Source organism: Micromonospora sp. NPDC023956 (assembly GCF_040639195.1).
Taxonomy (GTDB): Bacteria; Actinomycetota; Actinomycetes; order Mycobacteriales; family Micromonosporaceae; genus Micromonospora.
On sequence record NZ_JBEZZN010000003.1, the window covers coordinates 184,118 to 209,597 of the forward strand.

Annotated in this window: 26 protein-coding genes and 1 pseudogene; 15 read left to right on the forward strand and 12 right to left on the reverse strand. The window is 74.1% G+C overall.

What is annotated here, in order from left to right; all coding sequences use genetic code 11:
* Positions 1–163: 163 nt before the first annotated feature.
* Positions 164–1,072, reverse strand: coding sequence for an A/G-specific adenine glycosylase (locus tag AB0F58_RS07015; protein ID WP_357139141.1), 909 nt, complete (start codon positions 1,070–1,072; stop codon positions 164–166).
* A 96-nt stretch (positions 1,073–1,168) separates the two neighbouring features.
* Between AB0F58_RS07015 and AB0F58_RS07020 the strand changes: the two genes are divergently transcribed.
* The 3 genes from AB0F58_RS07020 to AB0F58_RS07030 all read left to right on the forward strand — a co-directional run bounded on the left by AB0F58_RS07020 (position 1,169) and on the right by AB0F58_RS07030 (position 3,054).
* The gene (locus AB0F58_RS07020) at positions 1,169–1,681 is read left to right on the forward strand and encodes an ACT domain-containing protein (protein ID WP_357139144.1); all 513 of its coding nucleotides are present in this window, start codon (positions 1,169–1,171) and stop codon (positions 1,679–1,681) included.
* Entirely contained in the window at positions 1,678–2,238 is a 561-nt protein-coding gene (locus AB0F58_RS07025) for a peptide deformylase (protein WP_357139147.1), read from the forward strand. The genes AB0F58_RS07020 and AB0F58_RS07025 overlap by 4 nt, the downstream gene beginning before the upstream one ends.
* A gap of 87 nt (positions 2,239–2,325) precedes the next feature.
* Entirely contained in the window at positions 2,326–3,054 is a 729-nt protein-coding gene (locus AB0F58_RS07030) for a hypothetical protein (RefSeq protein ID WP_357139151.1), read from the forward strand.
* A gap of 123 nt (positions 3,055–3,177) precedes the next feature.
* Here AB0F58_RS07030 and disA read toward each other — a convergent pair whose 3' ends face one another.
* The 4 genes from disA to AB0F58_RS07050 form a co-directional block, all read right to left on the reverse strand.
* The gene (disA, locus tag AB0F58_RS07035) at positions 3,178–4,368 is read right to left on the reverse strand and encodes a DNA integrity scanning diadenylate cyclase DisA (RefSeq protein ID WP_357139154.1); all 1,191 of its coding nucleotides are present in this window, start codon (positions 4,366–4,368) and stop codon (positions 3,178–3,180) included.
* Between the two features lie 153 nt (positions 4,369–4,521).
* Entirely contained in the window at positions 4,522–5,973 is a 1,452-nt protein-coding gene (radA, locus tag AB0F58_RS07040; protein WP_357139156.1) for a DNA repair protein RadA, read from the reverse strand.
* An 89-nt stretch (positions 5,974–6,062) separates the two neighbouring features.
* Positions 6,063–6,842 carry a hypothetical protein gene (locus AB0F58_RS07045; protein WP_357139158.1) on the reverse strand — a complete coding sequence of 260 codons (780 nt, stop codon included), beginning with the start codon at positions 6,840–6,842 and terminating at the stop codon, positions 6,063–6,065.
* Positions 6,843–6,979: 137 nt separating this feature from the next.
* On the reverse strand, positions 6,980–7,819 hold the full coding sequence (locus AB0F58_RS07050) for a UbiA family prenyltransferase (protein ID WP_357139161.1): 840 nt from the start codon (positions 7,817–7,819) through the stop codon (positions 6,980–6,982).
* 46 nt (positions 7,820–7,865) lie between these two features.
* Between AB0F58_RS07050 and AB0F58_RS07055 the strand changes: the two genes are divergently transcribed.
* The 3 genes from AB0F58_RS07055 to AB0F58_RS07065 all read left to right on the forward strand — a co-directional run bounded on the left by AB0F58_RS07055 (position 7,866) and on the right by AB0F58_RS07065 (position 10,523).
* A complete protein-coding gene (locus AB0F58_RS07055) occupies positions 7,866–8,636 on the forward strand; it encodes a methyltransferase domain-containing protein (protein WP_357139163.1) in 771 nt (256 codons plus the stop codon).
* A 109-nt stretch (positions 8,637–8,745) separates the two neighbouring features.
* Positions 8,746–9,795 (forward strand): type III polyketide synthase, encoded by a 1,050-nt coding sequence (locus AB0F58_RS07060; protein ID WP_357139165.1) that lies wholly within the window; start codon positions 8,746–8,748, stop codon positions 9,793–9,795.
* Between the two features lie 68 nt (positions 9,796–9,863).
* On the forward strand, positions 9,864–10,523 hold the full coding sequence (locus AB0F58_RS07065; RefSeq protein ID WP_357139168.1) for a hypothetical protein: 660 nt from the start codon (positions 9,864–9,866) through the stop codon (positions 10,521–10,523).
* Between the two features lie 82 nt (positions 10,524–10,605).
* On the opposite strand, the gene AB0F58_RS07070 is transcribed toward AB0F58_RS07065, so the two are convergent.
* On the reverse strand, positions 10,606–11,310 hold the full coding sequence (locus AB0F58_RS07070) for a hypothetical protein (RefSeq protein WP_357139171.1): 705 nt from the start codon (positions 11,308–11,310) through the stop codon (positions 10,606–10,608).
* Positions 11,311–11,663: 353 nt separating this feature from the next.
* Here AB0F58_RS07070 and AB0F58_RS07075 point away from each other — a divergent pair, with 353 nt between their 5' ends.
* The 4 genes from AB0F58_RS07075 to AB0F58_RS07090 are packed head-to-tail and all read left to right on the forward strand — an operon-like array spanning position 11,664 to position 14,438.
* A complete protein-coding gene (locus AB0F58_RS07075) occupies positions 11,664–12,149 on the forward strand; it encodes a CarD family transcriptional regulator (protein WP_007073334.1) in 486 nt (161 codons plus the stop codon).
* 54 nt (positions 12,150–12,203) lie between these two features.
* Complete coding sequence (ispD, locus tag AB0F58_RS07080; RefSeq protein ID WP_357139175.1) at positions 12,204–12,899, forward strand: 2-C-methyl-D-erythritol 4-phosphate cytidylyltransferase; 696 nt, start codon at positions 12,204–12,206, stop codon at positions 12,897–12,899.
* 16 nt (positions 12,900–12,915) lie between these two features.
* The gene (gene ispF / locus AB0F58_RS07085; protein ID WP_357139178.1) at positions 12,916–13,428 is read left to right on the forward strand and encodes a 2-C-methyl-D-erythritol 2,4-cyclodiphosphate synthase; all 513 of its coding nucleotides are present in this window, start codon (positions 12,916–12,918) and stop codon (positions 13,426–13,428) included.
* Positions 13,425–14,438: a tetratricopeptide repeat protein gene (locus tag AB0F58_RS07090; protein WP_357139180.1), complete on the forward strand. Its 1,014-nt coding sequence runs from the start codon at positions 13,425–13,427 to the stop codon at positions 14,436–14,438. Before ispF ends, AB0F58_RS07090 begins: the two co-directional genes overlap by 4 nt.
* Positions 14,439–14,508: 70 nt before the next feature.
* Here the strand turns inward: AB0F58_RS07090 and AB0F58_RS07095 are convergent, their stop codons facing one another.
* A complete protein-coding gene (locus tag AB0F58_RS07095; protein WP_357139183.1) occupies positions 14,509–15,705 on the reverse strand; it encodes a cupin domain-containing protein in 1,197 nt (398 codons plus the stop codon).
* A gap of 424 nt (positions 15,706–16,129) precedes the next feature.
* Between AB0F58_RS07095 and AB0F58_RS07100 the strand changes: the two are divergent.
* The 5 genes and pseudogenes from AB0F58_RS07100 to AB0F58_RS07120 all read left to right on the forward strand — a co-directional run.
* A pseudogene (locus AB0F58_RS07100) lies at positions 16,130–16,783 on the forward strand (hypothetical protein); the annotation flags it as partial.
* Entirely contained in the window at positions 16,784–17,980 is a 1,197-nt protein-coding gene (fahA, locus tag AB0F58_RS07105) for a fumarylacetoacetase (protein ID WP_357139186.1), read from the forward strand.
* 128 nt (positions 17,981–18,108) lie between these two features.
* The gene (locus AB0F58_RS07110) at positions 18,109–18,318 is read left to right on the forward strand and encodes a DUF397 domain-containing protein (protein ID WP_357139190.1); all 210 of its coding nucleotides are present in this window, start codon (positions 18,109–18,111) and stop codon (positions 18,316–18,318) included.
* Between the two features lie 193 nt (positions 18,319–18,511).
* Positions 18,512–19,789, forward strand: coding sequence for a PQQ-binding-like beta-propeller repeat protein (locus tag AB0F58_RS07115; protein ID WP_357139194.1), 1,278 nt, complete (start codon positions 18,512–18,514; stop codon positions 19,787–19,789).
* Positions 19,790–19,882: 93 nt separating this feature from the next.
* Positions 19,883–20,227 (forward strand): hypothetical protein, encoded by a 345-nt coding sequence (locus tag AB0F58_RS07120; protein WP_357139197.1) that lies wholly within the window; start codon positions 19,883–19,885, stop codon positions 20,225–20,227.
* 107 nt (positions 20,228–20,334) lie between these two features.
* Here AB0F58_RS07120 and AB0F58_RS07125 read toward each other — a convergent pair whose 3' ends face one another.
* The 5 genes from AB0F58_RS07125 to hppD all read right to left on the reverse strand — a co-directional run bounded on the left by AB0F58_RS07125 (position 20,335) and on the right by hppD (position 25,456).
* The gene (locus AB0F58_RS07125; RefSeq protein ID WP_357139200.1) at positions 20,335–21,318 is read right to left on the reverse strand and encodes a hypothetical protein; all 984 of its coding nucleotides are present in this window, start codon (positions 21,316–21,318) and stop codon (positions 20,335–20,337) included.
* Between the two features lie 28 nt (positions 21,319–21,346).
* Positions 21,347–21,877, reverse strand: a complete 531-nt coding sequence (locus tag AB0F58_RS07130; RefSeq protein WP_357139202.1) for a hypothetical protein — start codon at positions 21,875–21,877, stop codon at positions 21,347–21,349.
* A 134-nt stretch (positions 21,878–22,011) separates the two neighbouring features.
* Positions 22,012–23,127, reverse strand: a complete 1,116-nt coding sequence (gene hisC, locus AB0F58_RS07135) for a histidinol-phosphate transaminase (RefSeq protein WP_357139205.1) — start codon at positions 23,125–23,127, stop codon at positions 22,012–22,014.
* A complete protein-coding gene (locus tag AB0F58_RS07140) occupies positions 23,124–24,143 on the reverse strand; it encodes an RDD family protein (RefSeq protein WP_357139207.1) in 1,020 nt (339 codons plus the stop codon). The genes hisC and AB0F58_RS07140 overlap by 4 nt, the downstream gene beginning before the upstream one ends.
* Positions 24,144–24,250: 107 nt before the next feature.
* A complete protein-coding gene (gene hppD, locus AB0F58_RS07145) occupies positions 24,251–25,456 on the reverse strand; it encodes a 4-hydroxyphenylpyruvate dioxygenase (RefSeq protein ID WP_357139209.1) in 1,206 nt (401 codons plus the stop codon).
* Positions 25,457–25,480: the final 24 nt, after the last annotated feature.

Here is a 25,480-nt window from a genome sequence, read left to right on the forward strand (position 1 = left end):
GCGAGGGCCCGGTGGCGAAAGCCGCCGAGCCCTCGCCCCTTGCTCGCGCCAGGGCAGCCGCAGCAGTGGTGCACCGCGTGCTCGTACGGGTGGCTGCCGGGTGCTCGTACGGGTGGCTGCGTCGCCGGCTGGATGTGGTTGCCGGGTGACCCCGCAACCGCGCTCAGGTGAGGGGCTGGCCGGTTGCTGCGGGGGCGTCGCCGACGAGTCGGTAGGCGGCCGTACCGGCCGGTTCCACCAACCCGTCGGTGACCAGTCCGGCCAGCGCACGGGAACGTTGTACGTCGTCGGACCAGACCTGGTCCAGCCGGGGCCGGGGCACCGGGCCGGTCGCCTCCCGCAACACCGCGAGCAGTAGCCCGCGCACCTGCCGGTCGGTGCCGGCGTACCGCTGTGGGCGGCGGGTCGGACCGGCCGGCGCCTGCTGACCGGAGGCCCGCCAGGCGCAGACCGTCTCCACCGGACAGACCGCACAGCGCGGTGACCGGGCGGTGCAGACCACCGCCCCCAGTTCCATGAACGCCGCGCTCGCCAACGCGGCGGCAGCCGGCTCGACCGGCAGCAGCTCCTCCGTCGCCACCAGGTCGGACGGGCGGGTGGTCGGGCCGGCGTCCGGCTCCCCGGCCACCGCCCGCGCCACCACCCGACGGACGTTGGTGTCCACCACCGGGTGTCGTTGCCCGAACGCGAAGGCCGCCACCGCCCGCGCGGTGTACGTCCCGACGCCGGGCAGGGCGAGCAACTGGTCCAGCTGGTCCGGCACCCCGCCACCGTGCCGGTCCACCAGGGCCACCGCGCACTCGTGCAGGCGTACCGCCCGGCGGGGGTAGCCGAGCCGCCCCCACATCCGGATCGCCTCGGCCGGACTGTCGGCGGCCAGGGCGGCCGGCACCGGCCACCGGGCCAGCCACGCCTGCCACGCCGGCAGCACCCGTACCACCGGGGTCTGCTGCAACATGACCTCGCTGACCAGGATCGCCCAGGGGCTCACGTCGGGACCGCGCCACGGCAGGTCGCGGGCGTTCTGCTCGTACCACCGGCTGACCCGGTCGGCGAAACTCTGTTCTGTCATCGCGCCGCCGATGATGTCATGTCCGGGATGTCCCGCAGCGTGGGCGGTCCCGGCGGTCGACGTCCGGCCGCTGCGCTGGTCGGGGAGAATGCCGGGATGAACGAGCTCGCGATCACCGTCATCGGCCGGGACCGGCCCGGCATCGTGGCCGACGTGGCGGAGGTGCTCGCCGGGCTCGGCGCGAACCTCACCGACTCGACGATGACCCGGTTACGCGGTCACTTCGCGATGACCCTGGTCTGCGTCGGCCCGGCCGCCGCCGAGGTCGAGGCCGCGCTCGCCCCGCTCGCCGCCGACGGCCGTCTCCTGGCGAGCGTCCGGACGGTCACCCCGGACGGTGCCACGGCGTCCCCCGGCGAGCCGTACGTGATGGCGGTGCACGGCGCGGACCGGCTCGGCATCGTCGCCGCGACGACGCGGGCGCTGGCCGACGTCGGCGGCAACGTCACCGACCTCACCACCCGGTTGACCGGGGAGCTCTACGTGGTGGTCGCCGAGGTCGACCTGCCGGAGGGCGCGGCCGACCGGCTCCGGGAGACGCTCGCCCGTACCGCCGCCGACCTGGGTGTCGAGGTGACACTCCGGCCGGCCGATCCGGATCTGCTGTGACCACGCAGATCACCGGCCTGGACGGCTGGACACCGGAGGCGCTCGGAGTGCCGGGCGAGGTGCGGCCGGTGGTCGCCGCGCCGCACACGGTGCTCAGCCGGGCGGGTGGCGAGGTCGACGCCACCTCCGACGAGGTGGTACGCCTCGCCGCCGACCTGGTCGCGACGATGCGGGTCTCCCCGGGCTGCGTCGGACTGGCCGCCCCGCAGATCGGGATCGGGGCCCAGGTCTTCGCGGTCGACGTGACCGGTCACCCGAAGTCGGCGACGGTGCACGGCACGTTCGTGCTCTGCAACGCCCGGGTGGTGGAGGCGAGCCGGTGGAAGGCCGGCCGGGAGGGGTGCATGTCGGTGCCCGACCTCACCGGCGACGTGAAGCGGGCCGGCCGGCTGGTGGTGGAGGGCGTCCTGCCCGGCACCGGCCGGCCGGTGCGGCTCGCCACCGACGGCTTCGAGGCCCGTGCCCTGCAACACGAGATCGACCACTGTGCCGGCCTGCTCTTCCTCGACCGGGTGGCCGGCGCGCACGCGATCTACCAACGCAAGGTCTACCTCTGACCGGTGAGGAGTTGGCACGGTGAGGCGTTCCCGTTCCGGCGCGTCGTGCCCGGTCGGCGACCGTTGCGCCGCTACCGTGGGGGCATCATGCGTCTGACGGTTGGCCCCCTGCCGCCCGCCGTGTACTGGCGGCGTCGTGCCGTCGTACTTGGAGCGGGGATCCTGTTCCTGATTGTCGTGCTCTACTCGTGCAGCGGGTCGGGCGACAACACCGCGAGCCCCGAGCGGTCACCCACCCCGACACCGTCGGCGGGTGACCCGGCTCCGACCGGTTCGGTACTGACGCCTCAGTCAGGCGAGCCGCCGGCGTCCGCCGAGCCCGATGTGCCGGGCGGTGGCGGGCCGGGCGGTGGCGGTCCGGGGACGTCCAGTGGCGCGCCGCCGGCCCCCAGTGGTCCTGTCGTACCGGCCGGCGGTGCCAACGGCTGCACCGACGCCGAGATCTCGGTGACCCCGGTGGTGGCGCCCACCTCGGTCCGCTCCGGCGGCCCGGTCGACCTGCAACTCAGGATCAAGAACACCTCGGACCGGACGTGCACCCGGGACGTCGGCGCCGACCTTCAGGAACTCTTCGTCAAGTCCGGCGCGGAGAAGGTGTGGTCCTCGGACACCTGCGGCACCGCCAAGGGCTCGGACGTGCAGTCCTTCAGTCCGGGCTTCGAGCGGTCGTACCAGGTGACCTGGAACGGGCAGGACACCACGCGGTGCGCCAACGGTCTGGCCAACGGTGACCCGGCACCCGCCGGGACGTACCAGGTCTTCGGCCGGCTCGACACCAAGCTCAGTGCCCCGGTGAAGCTCACCGTCACCAACTGACCCGCCCCGGCCCCCTGCGGCGCGGGTGGCCCCCTGCCGCCACCCGGGGTGGTGGCAGGGGAACCGCCCACGCCACGAGCGAGTGACAGCGGCCCGGCCACCCTGACGGGCAGGGGGCGAGGCTCAGACGTAGCGTTCGAGGATCGACGCCTCGGCCAGCCGGGAGAGCCCCTCCCGGACGCCGCGGGCTCGGGCGTCACCGACCCCCTCGACGGCCTGGAGGTCCTCCACGGTGGCCCCGAGCAGGCGCTGGAGGCTGCCGAAGTGCAGCACCAGCCGGTCGACGATGGCCACCGGCAGCCGGGGCACCTTGGCCAGCAGCCGGAAACCGCGCGGGCTGACCGCCGCCTCCAGTGCGTCCGAGGCGCCCGGGTAGCCGATGGCCTTGGCCACCGCGACCAGGTCGATCAGCTCGGTCGCCCCGAGCAGGTCCAGCTCGACCAGGGCCTCGTCCAGGGTGCGGGACTTACGCCCGATGGGGAGGTAGTCCCGGATGACCAGGGTGCGGTCGGCGTCCACCCCGGCCATCAGCTCGTCGAGCTGGAGGGCGAGCAGCCGGCCGTCGGTACCCAGCTCGACGACGTAGCCGGCGATCTCGTCGGCGATCCTGCGGACCATCTCCAGACGCTGCACCACCGCCACCGCGTCCCGGACGGTGACCAGGTCCTCGATCTCCAGGGCGGAGAGGGTGCCAGAAACCTCGTCCAGCCGTAGCTTGTAGCGCTCCAGGGTGGCCAGCGCCTGGTTGGCGCGCGAGAGGATGGCGGCGGAGTCGTCCAGCACGTGCCGCTGGCCGTTGACGTAGAGGCTGATGATCCGCATCGACTGACTGACCGAGATGACCGGGTAGCCGGTCTGCCGGGCCACCCGCTCGGCGGTGCGGTGCCGGGTGCCCGACTCCTCCGTCGGGATCGACGGGTCGGGCATCAGGTGCACGGCGGCCCGGACGATGCGGGTGCCGTCGCTGGAGAGCACCACCGCGCCGTCCATCTTGCAGAGTTCCCGGATGCGGGTGGCGGAGAACTCCACGTCCAGCGGGAAGCCGCCGGTGCAGAGCGTCTCGACGGTCCGGTCGTACCCCAGGACGATCAACGCGCCCGTCCGGCCCCGCAGGATGCGCTCCAGTCCGTCGCGGAGCGCGGTGCCGGGCGCCATCAGCGCGAGATTCGCCCGGAGCGGGTCGCCTCCGGCACCGACGGTGCTCGCGATGCCGGTCACGCTGACGCTGATCGGTCGTGCCGGCGAGCCCAGGGGGCCGCTACGGGCGTGGGGCGTCGCGCCGGCTGGCTTGCTGGCATCGCGGTCGATCGGCACGCCGACAGTCTACGGACTGGCATGCAATGGGTGCTGCCGTGGTTACTGTGATGTGTCACGGTGTCCACTTCCCCTCTCCACCTGCGGGAGCGTCGTGGCGTACCCCGCCCGACGACCCGCCGCCGCCCCGGCGGGCGGCCTCCCGGCCGGTGGTCACTCGGCCGAGGCGCGGGCCGCGCACTGCAACGCCGCCCGGACGTCGGCGACCTCGATCACCTGCATGTTCTCCGGGGCGCTGACCCCCGAGGCGCCCGGACCGCAGCCATTGGGCACCAGGGCCAGCCGGAACCCGAGCCGGGCCGCCTCGGCCAGCCGGCGGGGGACCGCGCCGACCCGGCGCACCTCGCCGGTCAGCCCCACCTCGCCGATCGCCACCAGATGCGGGGCGATGGCCAGGTTGAGCCCGCCGGAGGCGACCGCGAGCGCCACCGCCAGGTCGGCGGCCGGTTCGACCACCCGGATGCCCCCGACGGTCGCCGCGAACACCTCCCGGTCGTGCAGGGTCAGCCGTTCGGTGCGCCGCTGGAGGACGGCGAGCACCATCGCCAACCGGGCGCCGTCCAACCCGGAGACCGTACGCCTCGGCGAGCCGGCCACCGTCGCCCCGATCAGCGCCTGGACCTCGGTGACCAGCGCGCGCCGCCCCTCCATCGCCACCGTCACGCAGGTGCCCGGCACGGGTTCGGCGTACCGGGTCAGGAACAGCCCGGACGGGTCGGCGAGGCTGCTGATACCCCGCTCGTGCATCTCGAAGCAGCCGACCTCGTCGGCCGCGCCGAAGCGGTTCTTCACGCCCCGGACCAGCCGCAGCGAGGAGTGCTTGTCGCCCTCGAAGTGGAGCACCACGTCGACCAGGTGCTCCAGCACCCGGGGGCCGGCGACCTGGCCGTCCTTGGTGACGTGACCGACCAGGACCGTCGCGATGCCCCGTTCCTTGGCCACCGAGACCAGTGCGGCGGTGACCGCCCGCACCTGGGTCACCCCGCCGGGCACGCCGTCGCTGCCGGGGGTGGAGATGGTCTGCACCGAGTCGAGCACCAGCAGGCCGGGTTTGACCGCGTCGAGGTGCCCCAGCACCGCGCCGAGGTCGCTCTCGGCGGCCAGGTAGAGCTGGTCGTGCAGGGCGTCCATCCGCTCGGCCCGCAGCCGGACCTGGCTGACCGACTCCTCGCCGCTGACGACCAGCGACGGGCTGCCCGCCCCGGCGGCCCACTGCTGGGCCACGTCGAGCAGCAGGGTGGACTTGCCGACCCCGGGCTCCCCGGCGAGCAGCACCACCGCACCGGGCACCAGGCCGCCGCCGAGCACCCGGTCCAGTTCGGCCACCCCGGTCGGGCGGGCCTTGGCGGGGGCGGCGCTGATGGTGGCGATCGGTCGGGCGGGCTCGGCCGGTACCCGGGAGCTGACCACCCGGCCGGAGACCGTCGGCCCGGTGAGCGTGCACTCGACCACCGAGCCCCACTCGCCGCACTCCGGGCAGCGCCCCACCCACTTCGGCGGTTGGTGGCCGCAGGCGTCGCACTCGTACGCCGGGCGGGGCTCACGGGCCGCCCGGGTGCGGGCGGAACCGGTCGCGCCGCGCGGGGTCGCTCGGGAGGTCGTCACACCAGGACGTTAGCCAACCCCTACGACGAGAACACCGCCGGCGTGGTGCGTGCCACGCCGGCGGTGTTCTGGGTGAACGGGGGAGGGGCTCAGTGGCCGCCCTCTTCGTCCTCGCCGCCGCCGTGCCGCTCGATGATGGGCGACGGCGGAGCCTGCGGCGACAGCGGCACGCCGACCGGGGCCGGCGTGCTGACCCGCTTGCCGTTGCCGAAGTCGAAGACCAGGTTGACCTGCTGCCCCGGGCGCAGTTGCTCGTTGAGGCCGATCAGCTGGAGGAACCGGCCGCCCTGCTGGTTGAGCTGGGCGTAGCCGAACGGCGGGATCTCGACGGTGGCCGGCGCACCGGCCGGGGCCGGCTCGCTCGGCGACGGGCTGGCCTGGTCGCTCGGCGCCGGGTTCGCCGAGTCGGACGGTGACGGACTGGCCGGATCGGCGGGGCTGGCCGAGCCGGACGCGGACGGGCTGGCCGGGGCGGACTCGCTCGGGCTGGCCGGGGCGGACGGGCTGGCCGGGGCCGACTCGCTCGGGCTGGCGGACGGGGACGTGCCGGCACCGGACAGCACGATCTGCCGTGCGCTGTCGGTGCTGACGGTGACCGTGACCGGATCCCGCGTGTCGTTGTAGAGCACCACGCTCAGCGGAGCGTCGCCGCCGGCCGGGTAGCCCTCACCGCCCGGGAATTCGACGACCAGGCCACGGACGAGGTAGGCGCCGTCCGGGGTGCCGGTGTTGATGCCCTGGACCGAGGCCTCCTTGACGGCGGTCTCGGAGATCTGCCCGGTACCACAGCCGGACACCAGCAGGCCCGTCGCCGCGGCACCGGCCAGCAGCACGGCCGCCCGTCGGGAGCCCCTGATCGAGCGCGTCACGTCGCGTCCTCCTCGTTGCGATCCCCGCCGGGCGTACGCCCGGTGTGGTGGCCATACCCGCGCAGACCGCGCTCCAGCGTAGTTGGACCTGATCGAGTGGTGCACGGCGACCCGGCAAAGCCGGCCCCCGACCACGCTCAGAGCACCCGGCCGCTCGCCACCAGCAGCGCCACGTCGATCACGGCGACCAGGACCACACCCCGGAACGCGCCGACCGGCCGGGCTCCGACGCGCGCCGCGCGCCGGCCGGCGTACCAGCTCAGGGGCGGGACCACGGCGGCGGCCCCGACCGCCGACAGGCCCGCCCAGGACGGCGGCCCGGCCGGTCCCACGACCAGGGCGACGGTGGCGGCGAGCAGCAGCCCGGCGGCGGCCACCCCGCTGCCGGCGGCACCGAGCCGGTGCGGCAGGCCGTGCACTCCGGTACGGGCGTCGTCGGCCAGGTCGGGCAGGACGTTGGCGAAGTGCGCGCCCGCGCCGAGCAGCGCCCCGGCGGCGACCTGCCAGACCGGCGGGGCCGGCGCGCCCGGCAGGGCCAGTACCACGAACGCGGGCAGCGCACCGAACGAGATCGCGTACGGCAGCACGGAGATCGGGGTGGACTTCAGCGGCCAGTTGTAGAGCAGGGCGGAGGCCAGGCCGACCGTCGCGCACAGCGCCGCCACCGGGTTGGTGGTCGACGCCACCAGCGGGGCGGCCAGCGCGGCCAGCACCGCGCCCGTGCCGAGCGTCCGGCGGCTGACCGTACCGGAGACCACGGGCTTGTCGGCGCGGCCGACCAGTTCGTCCCGGTCGGCGTCGAACCGGTCGTTGGACCAGCCCACCGCGAGTTGACTGGCCAGCACGGTGGCCACCACCGAGGCGATCCCGGCGGGGGTGTGCCCGACGCCCCAGGCGAGTAGCCCGGCCACCACGGTCACGGCGGCGGCCGGTTCCGGGTGACACGCTCTGACCAGCCCTAACACGGTTCGCCACATAAGGGGAAGTCTGGCCGTTACCGGCCGGTCGTGCCACGCTCGTCCCATGCGAGACCGTCTGGCGTCGTCGTCCGTCCCTCCGTCCGCGCTGCCGCCGAACGATCCCCGGCAGTACGACGACCTGGCCGGCGAGTGGTGGCGCCCGGACGGGGCGTTCGCGATGCTGCACTGGCTGGCGGAGGCCCGCGCCGCGCTGGTGCCGCCGGCCCGCCGGCCCGGCGCGGTCCTGGTCGACCTGGGCTGCGGCGCCGGGCTGCTCGCGCCGCACCTGGCCGGCAAGGGCTACCGGCACGTGGGGGTCGACCTGACCCGCTCCGCGCTGGAGCAGGCCGCCGCGCACGGCGTCACGGTGGTCAACGCCGACGTCACGACGGTGCCGCTGGCGGACGGCTGCGCGGACGTGGTGGCCGCCGGTGAGGTGCTGGAGCACGTACCGGACTGGCGTGGGGCGGTGGCCGAGGCGTGCCGGCTGCTGCGTCCCGGCGGGCTGCTCGTGCTGGACACGCTCAACGCCACCGCGCTGAGTCGCCTGGTGGCGGTCCGGATCGGTGAGCGCCTCCCGGCGGTGCCGCGCGGGATCCACGACCCCCGCCTCTTCGTCGACGACCGTGAACTGGTGCGCGAGTGCGCGCGGCACGGCGTGGCGCTGCGGGTGCGCGGGCTCCGTCCGCAGGTCGTCGGGTTGGCCGGCTGGCTGCTCCGGCGGGCCGTGCCGGCGCTGGCCCCGTTCACGTCCCGGGTCGGCCGGCGGCCCCGGGTGGTGCCCACCCGCTCCACCGCCGTGCTCTACCAGGGCAGAGGTGTCCGACAGGGGTAGCCGACGCCGGGCAGGGTAGAAGGGGACGCCGGGGACCGACGGGACGGACCGGACGACCGGCTCCCTCGTTGGTCTTCAGCAGGTGGTGCGCGACGAGAGGTGGGGAAACATGGCCGTGCCGGTGATCGCGGGTCTCGGTACGGCGCAACCGTCGTCCGCCGCTCAGGACGAACTCTGGACGGGCTTCTTCGCCGGCCACTACTCCGGCGTCACCCGCGCGCTGGCCCGGCGGATCTTCGCGAACTCCGGCGTGAGCCGGCGACAGGCGGCGGTCAACCCGCTGCTGGAGGACGTCTCGGAGTGGCCGACCGAGCGACGGATGCGCCGCTACCAGATCGAGGCGCTGCCGCTCGGCAAGGAGGCGGTCGGCCGGGCGCTCACCGCGGCCGGGCTCTCCGCGGGTGACATCGGGCTCTTCGTGGTCTGCTCCTGCACCGGGTACGCCACGCCGGGGCTGGACATCATGCTCGCCCGCGACCTCGGCATGGCACCGGACACCCAGCGCATGTTCGTCGGGCACATGGGCTGCTACGCGGCGCTGCCCGGCCTCGGTGCGGCCGGTGACTTCGTCGCCGCCCGCAGCCGGCCGGCGCTGCTGCTCTGCGCCGAACTGACCAGCCTGCACATCCAGCCCGCCACGTCCCGGCTGGACACCCAGCAGATCGTCTCCCACGCGCTCTTCTCGGACGCCGCGGTCGCCGCCGTGCTCGTGCCCGGCGGCCCGGGTTACGCGCTGCGCGAGGTGGCCGCCGTCACCGACACCTCCACCGCCGACCACATGACCTGGGAGGTCACCGACACCGGGTTCCGGATGGGACTCTCCCCGAAGGTCCCGCAGGTGCTCTCGAGGCACGTCCGGGGGCTGGTGGACGGCCTGCTGGCCCGGCACGGCACCGACCGGTCCGGGGTGGACGGCTGGGCGGTGCACCCGGGCGGCCCGCGCATCCTCGACGTGGTGGAGCGGGAACTGGCGCTGCCGGAGCGGGCCCTGGCCGCCTCCCGGGAGACCCTGGCCGAGCACGGCAACTGCTCCTCCCCGACGGTGCTGCTGATCCTCGACCGGCTGCTCCGCCGACCGGTACCGCCGCAGCGGGTCGTCATGCTCGCCTTCGGCCCCGGCCTGACCCTCTACTCCGCCCTGCTCGAGCGTCGGGACTGAGCCGCCGGCCGGTCGGCGCGGAACCCTGACGGATGCGGTGCGTCCCGGTCGACGGCTAGGCTCCATTGATGGACTCCCAGGCCGAGGGGCGGTCCGGATGGCTGCCCGGACTGACCGTCGCCGCGCTGCTGGTGGGCGCGGGCTGGTGGACCGCCGCCGACCCCGGGACCACGCCCGGCTCCGCCATGGCGCCCCGCGCCGACGCCGTCATGCGTGCCGCAGCCGCCTCCGGTGTCACCGCGATCCCGTCCGCACCGCCCGGTCCCGGCGACGGCCGGACGTTCCTGGTCGAACCGTCGACCGGGCGGAGCGTCGAACTGTTCCCCGGTCGGGTCGGCCCCCTGTCGGGCAGCCGGGTCACCGTCGACCCCCCGTCGGGTGGGGCGCCGGGAGCGAGCCCGGACGGCCCCGGGGACGGCGCGTCCCGGCTGGGCACCGTCCTCTGGCGGGAGAACCGGCTGATGACCGACAACGTCCGGGAGCTGCGCCGGCAGTCCGCCGCGCAGCCGGGCAGCAGGTACCAGTTGCTGGTGCTCTGCGACGGCGACGGCGACCTGCTGGTCCGGATCGGCAGCGGGCGGCTCTGGAACGGCCGGCGGGTCAGCGGGTGCGACGGGACCCTGCACTCGATCGCGGTGACCGCGACCGGTAGCCCGCTGTCGGTGCGGATCACCCACCGGCAGGAGGGCGCGGTGGAACTCAGCGCCATGCTGGTCGCCCTGGACTGACCCACCGTGCCCGCTCCGGCGCCTGCCGGGGGCCGTGCCCTCGCCGGCTCCCCGTGCGGACGACGTCGGCCGGTCGGGTGGGTCAGCCGGTCAGGCGGGTCAGGTCCGTCCGGTAGTCCTCCACCGAGCCGACCGCCGGGACGACCCGGACGACGGTGCCGGTGCGGTTCACCAGGAGGACGTCGACCGTGCCGGGGACGGGGTCGGCGTGCATCAGGGCGCGCAGCCCGTCGGCGGGGTCGGCGAGGCGCCGGACGCCGGGCGCGCTACCGGCTGCGGACGTGGGCACGGTGCGTCCGCCGACCACGGTGACCACCTGCACCCCTGGCGGGGCGGCGCGGACCGCCTCGGTCACCCGCTGCGGGCAGGCGCACGCGTCGACCAGCAGGACCACCGCCGGTAGGAGGCTGCGCAGCGGCACCGGCACCTGGGCCTCGTCGACCAGGTCCAGGGCCGGCAGCGGGCGCCCGACCGGATCGGGCAGCGGCTCCCGCGCCGTGGCCGGGGCGGACGGGGTGGAGGATCCGGCCCGGGGCCAGGTGACCGTGACCAGCCCGGCCAGGGTGGCGAGCACCGCCACCACCAGGATCAGGACCGGCAGGGTCAGGGTGCCCCGCCACGATCGCCGTCGCGCGTCCCGGTGGGCCTCGCGCAGCTCACGACGGACCTGTGCGGCCTCCTGAGCGAGCGCGGAGGCGTCGTCCGGGACGACCACCCGGCCCCACTCGGGCGGCAGGTCGGGCAGGCCGTCGGTGGACCATGGGCCGTGGGGTTCGGGCATGCCCATGAGACCTCCGGATGCCGTGGTGGTGGTGGGAAGGCGGGGTGCCTCCAATGTCCTCCACCCGGGCCGCCCGGCGCTACACCCGGGCGCGTCCTTGTAAGGGCCGGTACCATCGAACGAGTGCATCCCCCTGGACCCGCCCCTCGCGGGACATCCCTGAGGCGGATGGCCCGGACACCCGCACCGGGACGTGTTCCAGTTGTTACGGAGCGTGTTCAAATCATCGGTTTGACTGGATGTCAAGCTGAAGAAATGCCTCTCACATGGCCCCTGAGCTGCGCTTACGGTCAGGACTGCGGTGAGACATCGGTGCCTGAGCGTGTTACCCTAGACACAGCGAAAGGGGTTTCGAACCTATGGTTTTCAGTGTCGGCGAGACCGTTGTTTACCCCCACCACGGGGCCGCACTCATCGAGGCAATCGAGACTCGGGTCATCAAGGGTGAGCCTAAGCAGTACCTCGTTCTGAGGGTTGCGCAGGGTGACCTGACGGTCCGGGTGCCCGCTGAGAACGCCGAGATCGTGGGCGTGCGTGAGGTGGTCGGCGAAGAGGGTCTGGGCAAGGTCTTCGACGTCCTCCGCGCTCCGCACACCGAGGAACCGACCAACTGGTCGCGGCGTTACAAGGCGAACCTGGAGAAGCTGGCCTCCGGTAACCCGTTGAAGGTGGCCGAGGTCGTTCGTGACCTGTGGCGGCGGGAGCGCGAGCGGGGCCTCTCCGCTGGCGAGAAGCGGATGCTGGCCAAGGCCCGGGACATTCTCGTCGGCGAGGTCGCGCTGGCCGAGAAGAGCACCAAGGACGAGGCGGAGACGCTGCTCGACAAGGTCCTGACCGAGGCCTAGTCCCCACAGCATCGTCGTACCCACCCCGTAGCAAAGAAAAACGAGGACCGCGACGTGACCGCGCAGCTCAATCCGTGCGGTGACGTCGCGGTCCTCGTGCCTGCGGCCGGTGCCGGGATCCGACTCGGTCCGGGCGCGCCCAAGGCGCTCCGGCCGTTGGCCGGTGAACCCCTGCTCGTGCACGCGGTACGCCGGATCGCCGCCGCCGGATCGGTGCACACGATCGTGGTGGCCGCCCCGGTCGCGGAGGTCGCCGCCGTGGCGGAACTGCTCGCCCCGGTCGCCCCGGTCACCGTCGTCGCCGGCGGGGCGCAGCGGCAGGACTCGGTCGCCGCCGCGCTGGCCGCCGTGCCGGCCGGGCCCGAGATCGTCCTCGTGCACGACGCGGCCCGTGCCCTCGTCCCCGCCGGTCTCGTCGAGTCGGTCGCCGCGGCGGTCCGCTCCGGGCACGACGCGGTCATCCCGGTGCTGCCGGTGGTGGACACCATCAAGGAGGTCTCCGCCGACGAGGTGGTCCGGGGCACCGTGGACCGCTCCGTGTTGCGGGCCGTGCAGACGCCCCAGGGGTTCCGCCGAGCGGTGCTGGCCGCCGCGCACGCCACCGCCGTCGACCCGCTGACCGACGACGCCGGGCTGGTCGAGAAGCAGGGCGTCCCGGTGGTCTGCGTGCCCGGTTCCGAGTACGCCATGAAGATCACCCGACCGTTCGACCTGGCGCTGGCCGAGCACCTGCTGACCGTACGCGTCTGACGCGTACCCTGACTCCATGATCGTTCCCCGGGTGGCCGTCGGCACCGACATCCACGCCTTCGATCCCGGTCGCCCCTGCTGGTTGGCCGGGCTGCACTGGCCCGGCGAGGTCGGACTGGCCGGTCACTCCGACGCCGACGTGGTCGCCCACGCCGCCTGCAACGCACTCCTCTCCGCCGCCGGCCTCGGCGACCTGGGCGCCAACTACGGCGTCGCCGAACCGGAGTGGGCGGGTGCCCCCGGGATCGCCCTGCTCACCGAGAGCGCCCGTCGGGTGCGCGCGGCCGGCTTCGAGATCGGCAACGTCTCGGTGCAGGTGGTGGGGAACCGCCCGAAGATCGGCCCGCGCCGGGACGAGGCGCAACGGGTGCTCACCGAGGCGGTCGGCGCGCCGGTGTCGTTGGCCGCCGCGACCACCGACGGGCTCGGTTTCACCGGCCGGGGCGAGGGCCTCGCCGGCGTCGCGGTGGCCCTGGTGTACCCGCTCGACCCACCCGTCCCGGCCGGCCACGGCGGCGGCCCGGCATGACCGAGGAGACCGTCTCCCCGGACAGCTACCTCCAACGCGCCCAGCTCCTCGCCGAACTCGGCCGCTACGACGAGGCGGCGGGCGAGCTGGCCCACCTGCTCGCCCGGGATCCGGCGCACGCCCCGGCGTTGGCCATGCTGGCCCGGGTGCACCTGGCGGCCGATCGGGCCGCCGAGGCGCTCGCCGCTGCCGAGTCGGCCGCGGCAGCCGCCCCCGGCTGGGTCGAACCCCTGGTCGCGCGGGGACTGGCCCTGACCGACCTGCAGCGGTACGCCGAGGCAGCCCGTACCGCCGACGAGATCCTGGCGCTCGGCGCGGACGACGCGTACGCCCAGCGCAGCGCGGCGGCGATCCTGGCCGGCGCGCGCAACGGTCAGCCGGCGCTGAACGCGGCCTGGCGCGGGGTGGAACTGGCCCCCGAGGAGCCGCAGGCGCACCTGGTGCTCGGCCTGGTCGCCGCCCGGCTGGAGCTGTTCGACCTGGCCGAGCGGGCGTACTCCGAGGCGTTACGCCTCGACCCGGAACTGGGCGAGGCGCAGCACGACATCGGCGTCATCCGGCTGGAGCAGCGGCGCTACGCCGAAGCGCTGGAGCACCTGGCCGCCGCTGCGGCGATCAGCCCCGGCCGGGTCGACTCGGGCCGGACCATCTCCGACGGGTTGCGCCGGCTGGTGCTCTACGGCGCCGGCTGGTCCCTGGTGGCGACCGTACTGATCGCCTGCCTGGCCGTGGGCAGTGGCGTTCAGTCCCGGTTCCTCGCCGCGTTCGCCGCGCTCGGCGGCGCGCTGGTGGTGTGGCGGTACGCCGCCAAGGTGCCCAACCTGACCAGCGCCATCCTTCCCGGGCTGCTGCGCACCGACCGGACGCTGGCCCTGGCGGTGTACGCGGTGGCCGCCGCGCCCGCCCTGATCCTGCTCTACGCCCTGGTCGGGACTCCCTGGCCGCTGGTGCTGGCGATCGTGGCGACGGCGGTCGCCGAGATCGCCGTGTTCTCCCGGCCGGTGCGCTGAGACGCCGGTTCCCCCGACCGGTGCGCCGAGGCGCCGAAGCCGGCCGGCCGGACGGGCCGTGGTGCCGGGGTCAGGGGCGGCGGGCCCAGGTCCAGGCGTAGCCCGGGTCCTCGCACTCGGCCGCCGCGTCGCAGAGGTCGAGCGGACGGAAGGTGTCGACCATGACGGCGAGTTCGTCGAAGTAGTCGGCGCCGATCGAGCGTTCCGCCGCGCCGGGCTGGGGACCGTGCGTGAAGCCGGACGGGTGCAGCGAGATCGACCCCTGCTCGATGCCGGAGCCGCGCCGGGCCTCGTAGTTGCCGCCGGTGTAGAAGAGCATCTCGTCGGAGTCGACGTTGTGGTGGTTGTACGGCACCGGGATCGCGTCCGGGTGGTAGTCGACCTTACGCGGCACGAACGAGCAGATCACGAAGTTCGGCCCCTGGAAGGTCTGGTGCACCGGCGGGGGCTGGTGGATCCGGCCGGTGATCGGCTCGAAGTCGTGGATGGAGAACGCCCACGGGTAGAGGTGCCCGTCCCAGCCGACCACGTCGAACGGGTGACGGGCGTAGACATGACGCGTCCAGGCCGTGCCGCTGCCGTTCGGGCCTGCGGCCCGGGATCGGTGCCGGACCAGGACCTCCACCTCCTCGCCGTCGACCAGCAGCGGCGTGTCCGGTCCCCGGACGTCGCGTTCGCAGTACGGCGCGTGCTCCAGGAACTGCCCCCGGACCGACAGGTACCGCTTGGGCGGGCCGACGTGTCCGGCCGCCTCGACCGCCAACAGCCGGGCCGGCTCGTCACCGGTGGGCACCAGGCGGTGAATCGTCGAGGTGGGGATGACGACGTAGTCACCGGCCACCGCGTCGAGCACGCCGAACGGCGACTCCACCCGCAGCGAGCCGGACTCGACGTAGAGGCAGTGGTCGCCGGTGGCGTCCCGGAACAGCGGCGACGGCCGGTCGGCGACCACGTACGCGATCCGCACGTCGTCGTTGGCGAGCAGGTACCGCCGGCCCAGCACCGGGTCGGCGGTACCGCCGTCGAGCTTGTGGGTACGCAGGTGGCGGGGCTTGAGCGGCAGGTTCGGCACCCGGCGCACGGTCGCCGGGGTGAACTCCTCGGCGGCGACGATGGCGGTGGGCGCGTACCGGTGGTAGAGCAGGGACGAGTCGGAGGAGAAGCCCTCCTGACCCATCAGCTCCTCGGCGTACAGGCTGCCGTCGGGCTGGCGGAACTGGGTGTGGCGCTTGCGCGGCACCTCTCCGACGCTGCGGTAGTACGGCATCTCGCCTCCTGATCAGTCCCAGGCACCGGCCGAGTGTGTCCGATAATCGGACGCTGTTGTCCGTTCCTCGTAGCGTCCCGTAGATTCTTGTCTCGTGTCAACGCAGGTGCCCCGGTTCCTCGCCGGACTCGTCGACGACGCCGCGGTCTTCCCGCCCGGCAGCGCGTCCCTGCCCGACGCCCTCGCCGCCCACCGGGGGCACCGCGCCTCCTGGTACGCCGACCTGGTCGGTCCGCTGCTCGTGCCGGCCTCGGCCCTGCCCGATCTGGCCCGGCTCCTCGACGCGTCGGAGTGGACACCGACCGGCGACCACGGCCCCCACCCGGCGGCCGGGACCGGCTCCCGGCCGGCGGGAGCGGACGGGACCGGCCCCCACCCGACCGGCGTCGCCGGGACCGGCTCGCGGCCGGCGGGCGCAGTCCGGCTGGACGTCGGCGTGATCGGGGACGTCCCGCTCGACCGGCTCGGCGACGCCCGCGCGACGGCCGACCCCCGGCTGCGGGTGCGGCAGGTGGAGGCGGCGGTGGCCCGGCGCGGCGAGGACCCGCTGCCCGGTCTCGCCGAACTCACCGCCTTCGCCGCCGGCCACCCCGACCTGGACGTGTACGCCGAGCTGCCGCTGAGCTGGGGCCTGATGAACGCCCTCGACTCACTCGCCGAGCAGCGGTCCGCCGGCGTCCGGATCGCCGCCAAGTTCCGCACCGGTGGACTGGCCGCCGAACTCTTCCCCACCCCCGGTGAGCTGGCCACGGTGATCTGTGCCTGCCGCGACCGGACGGTGCCGTTCAAGCTCACCGCCGGGCTGCACCACGCGACCCGCCACCTCGATCCGGAGACCGGGTTCACCCACCACGGCTTCGTCAACGTGCTGGCCGCCGTGGGCGCGGCGGCCGAGGGCGCCGGGGTGAAGGCGGTGGCCGAGGTGTTGACCAGGACCGACCCGCGTCCGCTGCTTCAGCAGGTGGAGCCCGGACGCGACGGGGCACGCCCACTCTGGGTGGGCTTCGGTTCGTGCAGCGTGCAGGAACCCCTGACCGACCTGATCCGGCTGGGGCTGGTGGACGGAGGCTGGACGTAGATGAGCTGGGTGACAGGTGCCGCAGGGTCGCCGTACGGCGTGACGAACCTGCCGTACGGGGCGTTCCGGCACGGCGGGCGGGAGCCCCGGATCGGCGTGCGCATCGCCGACCTCGTGCTCGACCTGGCCGGCGCGGAGGAAGCCGGGCTGGTGCTGGCCGCCGGGGCGTTCGGCCGGGGCACGCTGAACGACTTCATGGCGCTCGGCCGTCCGCAGTGGACGGCCGTCCGGCAGCGCCTGGTCGAGCTGCTCACCGACCCGCAGCACCGGCCGGCGGTGGAGCCGTTGCTGGTGCCGCTGGCCGAGGTGGAGATGGCCCTGCCGTTCGAGGTCGCCGACTACGTCGACTTCTACTCGTCCGAGCAGCACGCGTCGAACGTCGGGCAGATCTTCCGCCCCGGTCAGCCGCCGTTGCTGCCGAACTGGAAGCACCTGCCGGTCGGGTACCACGGCCGGGCCGGCACGGTGGTGGTCTCCGGTACGCCGGTGGTCCGCCCGTGCGGGCAGCGTGCCACCGCCGACGGTCCGGTCTTCGGCCCCTCGGTACGCCTCGACATCGAGGCCGAGGTGGGCTTCGTGGTGGGCGTCGGGTCGCCGCTGGGCCACCGGGTCCCCGTCGCCGACCTCGCCGACCACGTCTTCGGCGTGGTGCTGGTCAACGACTGGTCGGCCCGGGACATCCAGGCGTGGGAGTACCAACCCCTCGGCCCGTTCCTCGGCAAGTCCTTCGCCACCTCGGTCTCCGCCTGGGTCACCCCGCTGGACGCGCTCGCCGACGCCTTCGTGCCGGCCCCGGAGCAGGACCCGGCGGTGCTCGACTACCTGCGGGACGCCCCGCACCGTGGGCTGGACCTGCGGCTGGCCGTGGAGTGGAACGGCGAGCGGGTCAGCGAGCCGCCCTTCGCCGGCATGTACTGGACACCGGCCCAGCAGCTCGCGCACCTGACCGTCAACGGGGCGTCGCTGCGGACCGGTGACCTGTACGCCTCGGGCACGGTCTCCGGTCCCGGGCGCGACCAGGCCGGCTCGTTCCTGGAGCTGACCTGGGGTGGCACCGAGCCGGTACGGGTCGGCGACGTCACCCGTACCTTCCTGGAGGACGGGGACACCGTCACCGTGACGGCCACCGCGCCCGGCCCGGACGGCACCGTCATCGCCCTCGGCGAGGTCACCGGCACGATCCTCCCCGCCCACTGACCTCCGGCCGCCGGTCGCACAACCGGTCCGACCGGCGTCCCCTCCTCCTCCGTTGATCGTCTCGGATCCCGCCGCCCGCCGGGCGGCGGCAGTCGTGGGACGTCCCACCGGACAGGGAGGTAAGCGAGATGAACGATCTCGTCGGCGCCGTCTGGCGCAAGAGCAGCCGCTCCAACGACCAGGGGCTCTGCGTGGAGGTGGCGGACAACCTGGTCGGCGCCCTCGGTGTGGTCGGCGTACGCGACTCCAAGGACGTCGCCGGCCCGACGCTCGCGGTCAGCCCGCCGGGGTGGTCGGCGTTCGTCGCCGCGCTGCGGGAGGACCGGCTGCGGCCCTGAGCGCCGGGGCGTCGACGGTCGAGGGGTTCGGCGTCACCCGTCGACCGGGGCGGGACGCGAACCTCCGACCGTCGGCCCACCTCCGCTCTGCCGGGTGGTCGCGCAGCCGTACCCGAGCGTCGGGCCGGTCGGGCACCACCTGGGCAGGGGTGGGCCCCCCTTCGCTGGGTAGGGTGCCGGGCGGAGGTGGGGCATGGGGATCCCGAAGGGCCGGCGGCGGATCGTCGTCACGGTCGCGGCGTTGCTCGTCGCCGGGTTGGCCGCCGTCACGGTGTACCGGGTGCTCGCCCCGGCCGAGGTGGTCACCGAGGCGCGCGGGGTCCGACCGGGGACCGTCGTGCCGGAGACCGGACCGATCGGCCGGTTCTCCACCGCCCCGCTGGTCGTCGACGGCCGGCTGCGGGTATACGCCACCACCCGCCAGCTCTGGGCGGACGTGCCGGTCGACGACCGGCAGCGCAACACCCCGTACTGGTCGTACCGGCGTTGGCCGGCGCAGCTCAGTGGCGTGGTGGCCGGCGGGACCACGGTGGTGGGCCGCTGGTCGGACGGGCAGTTGGTGGCCCTGGACGCGGAGACCGGCCGGGTCGCCTGGCGGGCCGACGCGCCCCCGGCCCGAGCCGGCTACACCGGCCGGCGGACCGGGGCGGCGACGGTCTGGGCCCCGGAGGGGCTGCACACCGCGACCACCCCGGACGGGCGGACCGTGGTCGTGGTCGTCGGACCGGACCGGATCCAGGGAACCGACCTCACCACCGGGCGGCGACTGTGGCGGGTGGACGTCGCCGCCGACTGCCGTACCGACGTCGGCACCACGGCCGCCGGCCGGCTCGCCACCCTGGACCGGTGTGCGGGCGGCCCGGCGGTCGAGTTCCGGGACGTCACCACCGGGGCGGTGACACAGCGGTGGACTCCTCCGGGTGCCGGGTCGGAGCTGTCCGTCACCCCGACCGGTTGCGCCACCGCCCACTCGTCCTGCACCGCTCTACAGGTCGCCGAGCCGGGTGCCGCCGGTACGGCGAGGGCGGACGGCGGCCGGGGTTGGCTGCTCGGCACCGGCGATCCGGTCGCTGCGCCCGGCCTCGACCGGGCCGGCACGGTGCTGGCGGGGGAGACCGGCGTCGGGGTCTCCGCCGAGGGTGTGGTGACCGGTCGGTCGGCGCTGACCGGCGACGAACTGTGGCGCCGTGCCGACCTCGGCCCGGGGACCCGGGTGGTCGCCGCTCAACCCGGCCGGGTGCACCTGCTGACCGGGGAGAAGGATCTGGTCACCCTGGATCCGGCCAGCGGTGCCGAGCGGTCCCGCTTCCGGTTCACCGTCGGGCGGGACGGCACGGGCTGGACACCGGGGTTGAGCTGGGCCGCCGATGGTTACCTGGCGCTGGAACGCCTCCGTACCCCGGTCGACGGGAGTGCGGGCGACCAGCGCTACTACGCGATGGCCGAGCCGGTGGTGCTTGCCGCGTTCTGACATCCCCCGGGGGGCCGGAACCTGAAGCCGCATCACGATCTGCCCGAAAAGGGTAGCTTTCTAGTGAATCGGCCGAGGGAAGGGGGCCCGGGGATGGTTGGCGCGAAGACCAGATGGCCGGCGGGTGGTGTGCTCGTCGTCGCAGCGGCACTGCTGCTGCCCGCTCCGGCCGACGCGGCAGTCCGGACGTCCGTCGTGTCGGCCGTACGGGCCGAGCCGTCGGCGGGGACCGGAGTCAGCTTCGAGGTGGTGCCGGCCCAACCCACGGCGGCCCCGACCCAGCCCTCCGTCGCCCCGACCCAGCCCGCGCCCGGCCATCCCGGCGGCGAGCTGCCGGTGACCGGATCGGGCCCGGGCCGGGAAGTCGGTCTGCTGACGCTCGGCCTGGCCCTGCTGCTGGTCGGTTGGTGGGCGGTTCGCCACCGACGTCCGGCCTGACCGGGTCGGCTCCGGCCCGGCGACCGGACTCAGCGTCCCCGCCGGATCCGTCGGCGGGGCCGCCGGACTCAGCGTCCGACCAGGATCCGTCGGCGGGACCGCCGGACTCAGCGTCCGACCAGGATCCGGCGGCGGGACCGCCGGGCCAGCGTCGTCAGACCGGCGACGACCAGCACGCCCGCTGCCGCGATCGCCACGGTCCACCAGGTGGCCAGCCGGGAGAGGAACGTCGCCGGTTTCCCGGTCTCGCCGGGGTCGGGGAACTCGATCCGCCCGGTGGCGTCCTTCTTCACCAGGCCACTCTCCAGGTCGACCCGGAGCGTCCACGGCCCGTTCGACAGTTCCGCCGGGAACCGGGCGGTGACCTGCCCCGACTGTCCCGGCGCCAGGGTCGTGCCCTGCACCACGTCGAAGGGGCCGGCCCGGGTACCGGCGGGTCCCTCGGTGAGGGCCACCTTTCCGGTCAGGTCGAGGGCCCGGCCGCCGGTGTTCGTGACCCCGATGGCGACCGAGGGTTCGCCCTGCGGGCTCCGGGCCGGGATCAGGTCACCGATGGTGAAGTCGGAGGCCGGCTCGCCGCCGGGGCCGATGTCGAGGTACATCCGGACACCGACCCGGTGGGTCTGGGTGACCTGGCCCCCCGGCCGGGGCAGGGAGGTGGTGGACGCCCAGATCACCCCGTACCGTTCGCCGGCCGAGGCGGCGGGGGGCACCCGGACGGTCGCCCGGACCCGGGTCTCCGCCTGGGGACCCAGCTCGAACGTGGTGCGGTCCAGGCTGATCCAGGAGGTGAGTTCGTTGGCCGCGCGTCCCTCACCGAAGACGAACCTGCTCTCTTCGAGGGTCGCCGCGGCCGGGTAGACGTCGATCCGTCGCCGCTCGTCGGTGCGGTTGGTCACCAGGAGCTGCCGCTTGATCGTCTCGCCCGGCGGCAGGTGGTCGACGACGTAGCGCCGTGCCCGGGGATCGTCACGGCGGTTGGTGGGAGCCTCCAGCAACCGGATGCCGATGCTGCCCTCGTCCGGGTCCGGCTCGGCCGCGCCGGCCCGGGTCGACAGACCCGGGCCGGCGAGACAGAGCAGTGCCAGCATGGCCGCAGCGGCCGACCGGCCCCGGCGGCTACGCCACCGAATGCGTCACCGTCCCGGTGTAGACCCCCGCGACGCTGTCCAGCGGCACGTTGACGGTCAGGGTGGGGTTCCAGGTGGCGGTGTTGCCGCCGGTGCCTCCGGTGTGGGTGAACGCGATGACCGGGGTGACGCTCGACAGCGGTTCGGCGTCGCCCGCGGTCGGCTGGCCGGGGGTGAACGTGCCGGTTCCGGTGGTCGCCGTGGCCGGGCCGGACCAGTAGTCGATCTCTTCCGGCAGGACCGTCTCGGGCGCGGTGCCGCCGCCGGTCTGGAACACCGACGCGGTCACCGAGGCGACCCAGGAGGCGTCCGTGGCGCCCCGCGAGTCGGTGACGGTGACCGGGCCGAGCTGGCCGGTGATCGTGCCGCCGGGCGCCCCGTCGCCCAGGTCCGCGGTGGCCGGGGCGTCGATGTCGAGGGTGCCCGCGAGGATCTCGAAGGTGACGGTCGTGGAGTCGGTGGGCGCGGCGGCGGCCGGCGTCGCGCCGAGGCCGACCGCCACGACCGCAGCGGCTCCCATGAGGCAGATTCTGGCAGTACGCACTGATGTTTCCCCGTCTACTCGAAGTGCCGATGCCGTCTCGGCGCGGTCACGCCGTCGGCTACCTCGAAAGATAGGGGAGGAAAAGTGCAACTAGCCCTAAAACGGACTTATTACCTGGCCTGCTGGCCGAGTGCCGACTCCACCACCGCCAGGAAGGCGTCGTTCTCCGCCGGAGTGCCGATGGTCATCCGGACCCCCTCGCCGGGGAACGGGCGGACGATCAGACCACGCGCCTCGCACGCCTTGGCGAACGCGATCGCCCCCTCGCCCAACGGCAGCCAGACGAAGTTGCCCTGGCTGGTCGGGATGTCCGGCACGAACGCGCGCAGCGCCTCGGTGACCCGGTCCCGTTCGGCGACGATCAGACCGCACCGGCGCTCGACCTCGTCGGCCTGGGCCAGCGCGGCCCGCGCGGCGGCCTGGGCGAGCAGGTTGATCGAGAACGGGGTGACCACCTTGCGCACGGCGGCGGCCACGGCCGGCTGGGCGACCAGGAAGCCGACCCGCAGCCCGGCCAGCCCCCACGCCTTGGAGAGGGTGCGCAGCACCACCACGTTCGGCCGGTCGACGTAGCCGAGCCCGTCCGGCACCTCCGGGTCGGTGACGAACTCGCGGTACGCCTCGTCGAGCACCACCAGCACGTCGTCCGGCACGGCGTCGAGGAAGCGCTCCAGCTCGGGCCGGCGCAGGGAGGTGCCGGTCGGGTTGTTCGGGTTGCAGACCACCACCATCCGGGTCCGGTCGGTCACCGCCGCCAACAGGGCGGCCAGGTCGTGCCCGTGGTCCGGCAGGTTCGGCACCGGCACGCTGGTCGCCCCGCTGGTCGCCACGACGATCGGGTACGCCTCGAAGGAGCGCCACGGATAGACCACCTCGTCACCGGGCAGGCAGGTGGCCCGCACCAGGTGCTCGGCGAGCGCCACCGAACCGCAGCCGGTGACGATCCGGTCCGGCGTCACGCCGTACCGCTCGGCGAGGGCGGTGTGCAGCGCCACCACGCCCATGTCCGGGTAGCGGTGCGACCCGGCGGCGGCCTCGGCGATCGCCTCCACCACGCCGGGCAGCGGGCCGTACGGCACCTCGTTGCTCGCCAGCTTGATGGCCTCCGGGATGCCCAGTTCCCGGGCCAGGTCGGCCGGGCTGCGGCCGGGTACGTAGTTGGGCAGCGCGTCGAGGTCGGCGCGGGTGAGCCGGATCGGAGGCTCGTGACGGCCGGTGTCGGTCATTCGGCAACTCCCTCTGGGCTGTCGTGCCCTTCGGCACGGGTGGGGGTGGGACGAGGCACCTGGACGACCACGGTCTGCGCGCGCTTGTCGTGCAGCGCCTGGCGCAGCGGATGGTCGAAGAGAGGGGACAGTGCGTCGAGAAGTTGCAGGAGCAGACCCAGACCGCAGCAGTACCAGAGCAGGGTGGGCAGGCCGAGGGTGTTCCAGCGCCGGAACGACCGGCCGAAGCCGAGTGGCTGGTCGTCGGCGAGCGGTACGGCACGGATGCCCATCACCCGCTTGCCGAAGGTCTGCCCCCCGCTGGCCATCGACGGGACCTCGTAGGCGAACCAGAGGGCGGTCGCGAGCAGCAGGATCGCCACCTGGAGGCTGCCGGCCTGCTCGCCCGGCTGGGGCAGCGGGTCGGTGGACGTCGAACCGCTCGACACCCGGGCCCAGAACTCCCGCCAGACCGGCGACATCTCCTGCATGAACCGCCAGACGAACCAGCCGTTCACCACCGCGTTCAGGGCGAAGACGATGCCGAAGTCGATCAGCCGGGCGAGGAAGCGGGCACCGTACCCGGCCAGGGCCAGGCCGTGCGGGCGCGGCTCGGGCGGCCGGACCGGGTACCCGGGGTACGGCCAGCCGGGTGGCGGGGCGTAACCGGGTGGGGCACCGTACGGCGGCGGAGGGTGGTGGCCGGGCGGGGGAGCGTACCCGGTGGGCGGCCACGGCCCCGCCGGATAGGGGCCGGTGGCCGGGGACGTGGGGGGTGTCGGTGGCCCGGTGGGGCCGGCGACCGGACCGGCCGGGGGTGCGACGGAGGTCGGCGCGGTCGGGCCCGGGGCCGGAGTGGTCGGGCCGGCGGTCGGGGTGGCCGGGCTCGGGGCGGGTGCCGGCGGTTCGGCCGGCGGTGGCCCGTCGGGCGGGGTGGCGTCGGCGGGTATGGGCGCGCCGATCCACCCCTCGCCATCCCAGTAGCGCTGGGTCTCGGGGTCGGCAGGGTCGACGTACCAGCCGGGTTGCACACTCACGCAGCTACCTTAACGACGCCTTCGCCAGCGGCCAGCCACCTGTGGCGCGGGTTCGGCCGGTCACCGTCCACCGGAGCGACGGCGACCGGCCCGGTCACCGACCCGGATCAGAGGTTGCCGCGCCTGTCCTGCTCGCGCTCGATCGCCTCGAAGAGGGCCTTGAAGTTGCCCTTGCCGAAGCCGAGCGAGCCGTGCCGCTCGATCAGCTCGAAGAAGACCGTCGGCCGGTCCTGGACGGGCTTGGTGAAGATCTGGAGCAGGTAGCCGTCCTCGTCCCGGTCGACGAGGATCTTGCGGGCCTTCAGCTCCTCGATCGGCACCCGCACGTTGCCGATCCGGGCGCGCAGCTCCGGGTCGTCGTAGTACGAGTCCGGGGTGTCCAGGAACTCGACGCCCGCCGCCCGCATCGCGTCGACGCTGGCCAGGATGTCGTTGGTGGCCACCGCGATGTGCTGGGCCCCCGGACCCTGGTAGAACTCCAGGTACTCGTCGATCTGCGACTTCTTCCGGGCCACGGCCGGCTCGTTGAGCGGGAACTTGACCTTCCGGGTCCCGTTGGCGACCACCTTGCTCATCAGCGCCGAGTAGTCGGTGGCGATGTCGTCGCCGATGAACTCCGCCATGTTGGTGAAGCCCATCACCCGCCGGTAGAACTCCACCCACTCGTCCATCCGGCCCAGCTCGACGTTGCCGACCACGTGGTCGATCGCCTGGAAGAAGCGCTTCGGCTGGACCCCGGCGTCGATCATGGGCTGCCGGTCGACGATCGGGCCCCGGGCGACGAAGCCGGGCAGGAACGGGCCGGTGTAGCGGGACCGGTCGATCAGGGTGTGCCGGGTGTCGCCGTAGGCGGCGATCGCGGCGATCCGGACGGTGCCGTGCTCGTCGGTCACCTCGTGCGGCTCGAGCAGGCCGGTCGCGCCCTGGGCGGTGGCGTGCGCGTACGCCGCGTCGACGTCCGGGACCTCCAGGGCGATGTCGGAGACGCCGTCGCTGTGCCGGGCGACCAGGGCGGCGTCCGGCGCGTCGGGCCGGACCGCGCCGCGCAGGACGAACCGGGCCGAACCGCTGGTGAGCACGTACTCGGCGTAGTCCCGGTAGCCCTGCTCCGGCCCCCGGTACGCCACGCAGGTCATCCCGAAGGCGGTGGAGTAGTAGTGCGCGGCCTGCTTGGCGTTGCCCACCAGGAAGCTGAGGTGGTCGAGCCCGCGTACCGGGAACGGGTCGTGGCTGATGTCGTGGTCGACGGCGCCGACGAGCGCGTCGACGTCGACCTCTTCGGTCGACAGGGGTCGGTCGATCGCCTGGGTCATCGTGGACTCCCTCCGTACGGTGCC

What these genes read in the sequence shown, in the direction of transcription:
- AB0F58_RS07015 (WP_357139141.1), bottom strand. Translation starts at nt 1,072, where the DNA reads ATGACAGAACAGAGTTTCGCCGACCGGGTCAGCCGGTGGTACGAGCAG.
- AB0F58_RS07020 (WP_357139144.1), top strand. Translation starts at nt 1,169, where the DNA reads ATGAACGAGCTCGCGATCACCGTCATCGGCCGGGACCGGCCCGGCATC.
- AB0F58_RS07030 (WP_357139151.1), top strand. Translation starts at nt 2,326, where the DNA reads ATGCGTCTGACGGTTGGCCCCCTGCCGCCCGCCGTGTACTGGCGGCGT.
- AB0F58_RS07050 (WP_357139161.1), bottom strand. Translation starts at nt 7,819, where the DNA reads ATGTGGCGAACCGTGTTAGGGCTGGTCAGAGCGTGTCACCCGGAACCG.
- AB0F58_RS07055 (WP_357139163.1), top strand. Translation starts at nt 7,866, where the DNA reads ATGCGAGACCGTCTGGCGTCGTCGTCCGTCCCTCCGTCCGCGCTGCCG.
- AB0F58_RS07060 (WP_357139165.1), top strand. Translation starts at nt 8,746, where the DNA reads ATGGCCGTGCCGGTGATCGCGGGTCTCGGTACGGCGCAACCGTCGTCC.
- AB0F58_RS07065 (WP_357139168.1), top strand. Translation starts at nt 9,864, where the DNA reads ATGGACTCCCAGGCCGAGGGGCGGTCCGGATGGCTGCCCGGACTGACC.
- AB0F58_RS07070 (WP_357139171.1), bottom strand. Translation starts at nt 11,310, where the DNA reads ATGGGCATGCCCGAACCCCACGGCCCATGGTCCACCGACGGCCTGCCC.
- AB0F58_RS07075 (WP_007073334.1), top strand. Translation starts at nt 11,664, where the DNA reads ATGGTTTTCAGTGTCGGCGAGACCGTTGTTTACCCCCACCACGGGGCC.
- ispF (WP_357139178.1), top strand. Translation starts at nt 12,916, where the DNA reads ATGATCGTTCCCCGGGTGGCCGTCGGCACCGACATCCACGCCTTCGAT.
- AB0F58_RS07090 (WP_357139180.1), top strand. Translation starts at nt 13,425, where the DNA reads ATGACCGAGGAGACCGTCTCCCCGGACAGCTACCTCCAACGCGCCCAG.
- AB0F58_RS07095 (WP_357139183.1), bottom strand. Translation starts at nt 15,705, where the DNA reads ATGCCGTACTACCGCAGCGTCGGAGAGGTGCCGCGCAAGCGCCACACC.
- fahA (WP_357139186.1), top strand. Translation starts at nt 16,784, where the DNA reads ATGAGCTGGGTGACAGGTGCCGCAGGGTCGCCGTACGGCGTGACGAAC.
- AB0F58_RS07110 (WP_357139190.1), top strand. Translation starts at nt 18,109, where the DNA reads ATGAACGATCTCGTCGGCGCCGTCTGGCGCAAGAGCAGCCGCTCCAAC.
- AB0F58_RS07115 (WP_357139194.1), top strand. Translation starts at nt 18,512, where the DNA reads ATGGGGATCCCGAAGGGCCGGCGGCGGATCGTCGTCACGGTCGCGGCG.
- AB0F58_RS07120 (WP_357139197.1), top strand. Translation starts at nt 19,883, where the DNA reads ATGGTTGGCGCGAAGACCAGATGGCCGGCGGGTGGTGTGCTCGTCGTC.
- AB0F58_RS07125 (WP_357139200.1), bottom strand. Translation starts at nt 21,318, where the DNA reads ATGCTGGCACTGCTCTGTCTCGCCGGCCCGGGTCTGTCGACCCGGGCC.
- AB0F58_RS07130 (WP_357139202.1), bottom strand. Translation starts at nt 21,877, where the DNA reads ATGGGAGCCGCTGCGGTCGTGGCGGTCGGCCTCGGCGCGACGCCGGCC.
- hisC (WP_357139205.1), bottom strand. Translation starts at nt 23,127, where the DNA reads ATGACCGACACCGGCCGTCACGAGCCTCCGATCCGGCTCACCCGCGCC.
- hppD (WP_357139209.1), bottom strand. Translation starts at nt 25,456, where the DNA reads ATGACCCAGGCGATCGACCGACCCCTGTCGACCGAAGAGGTCGACGTC.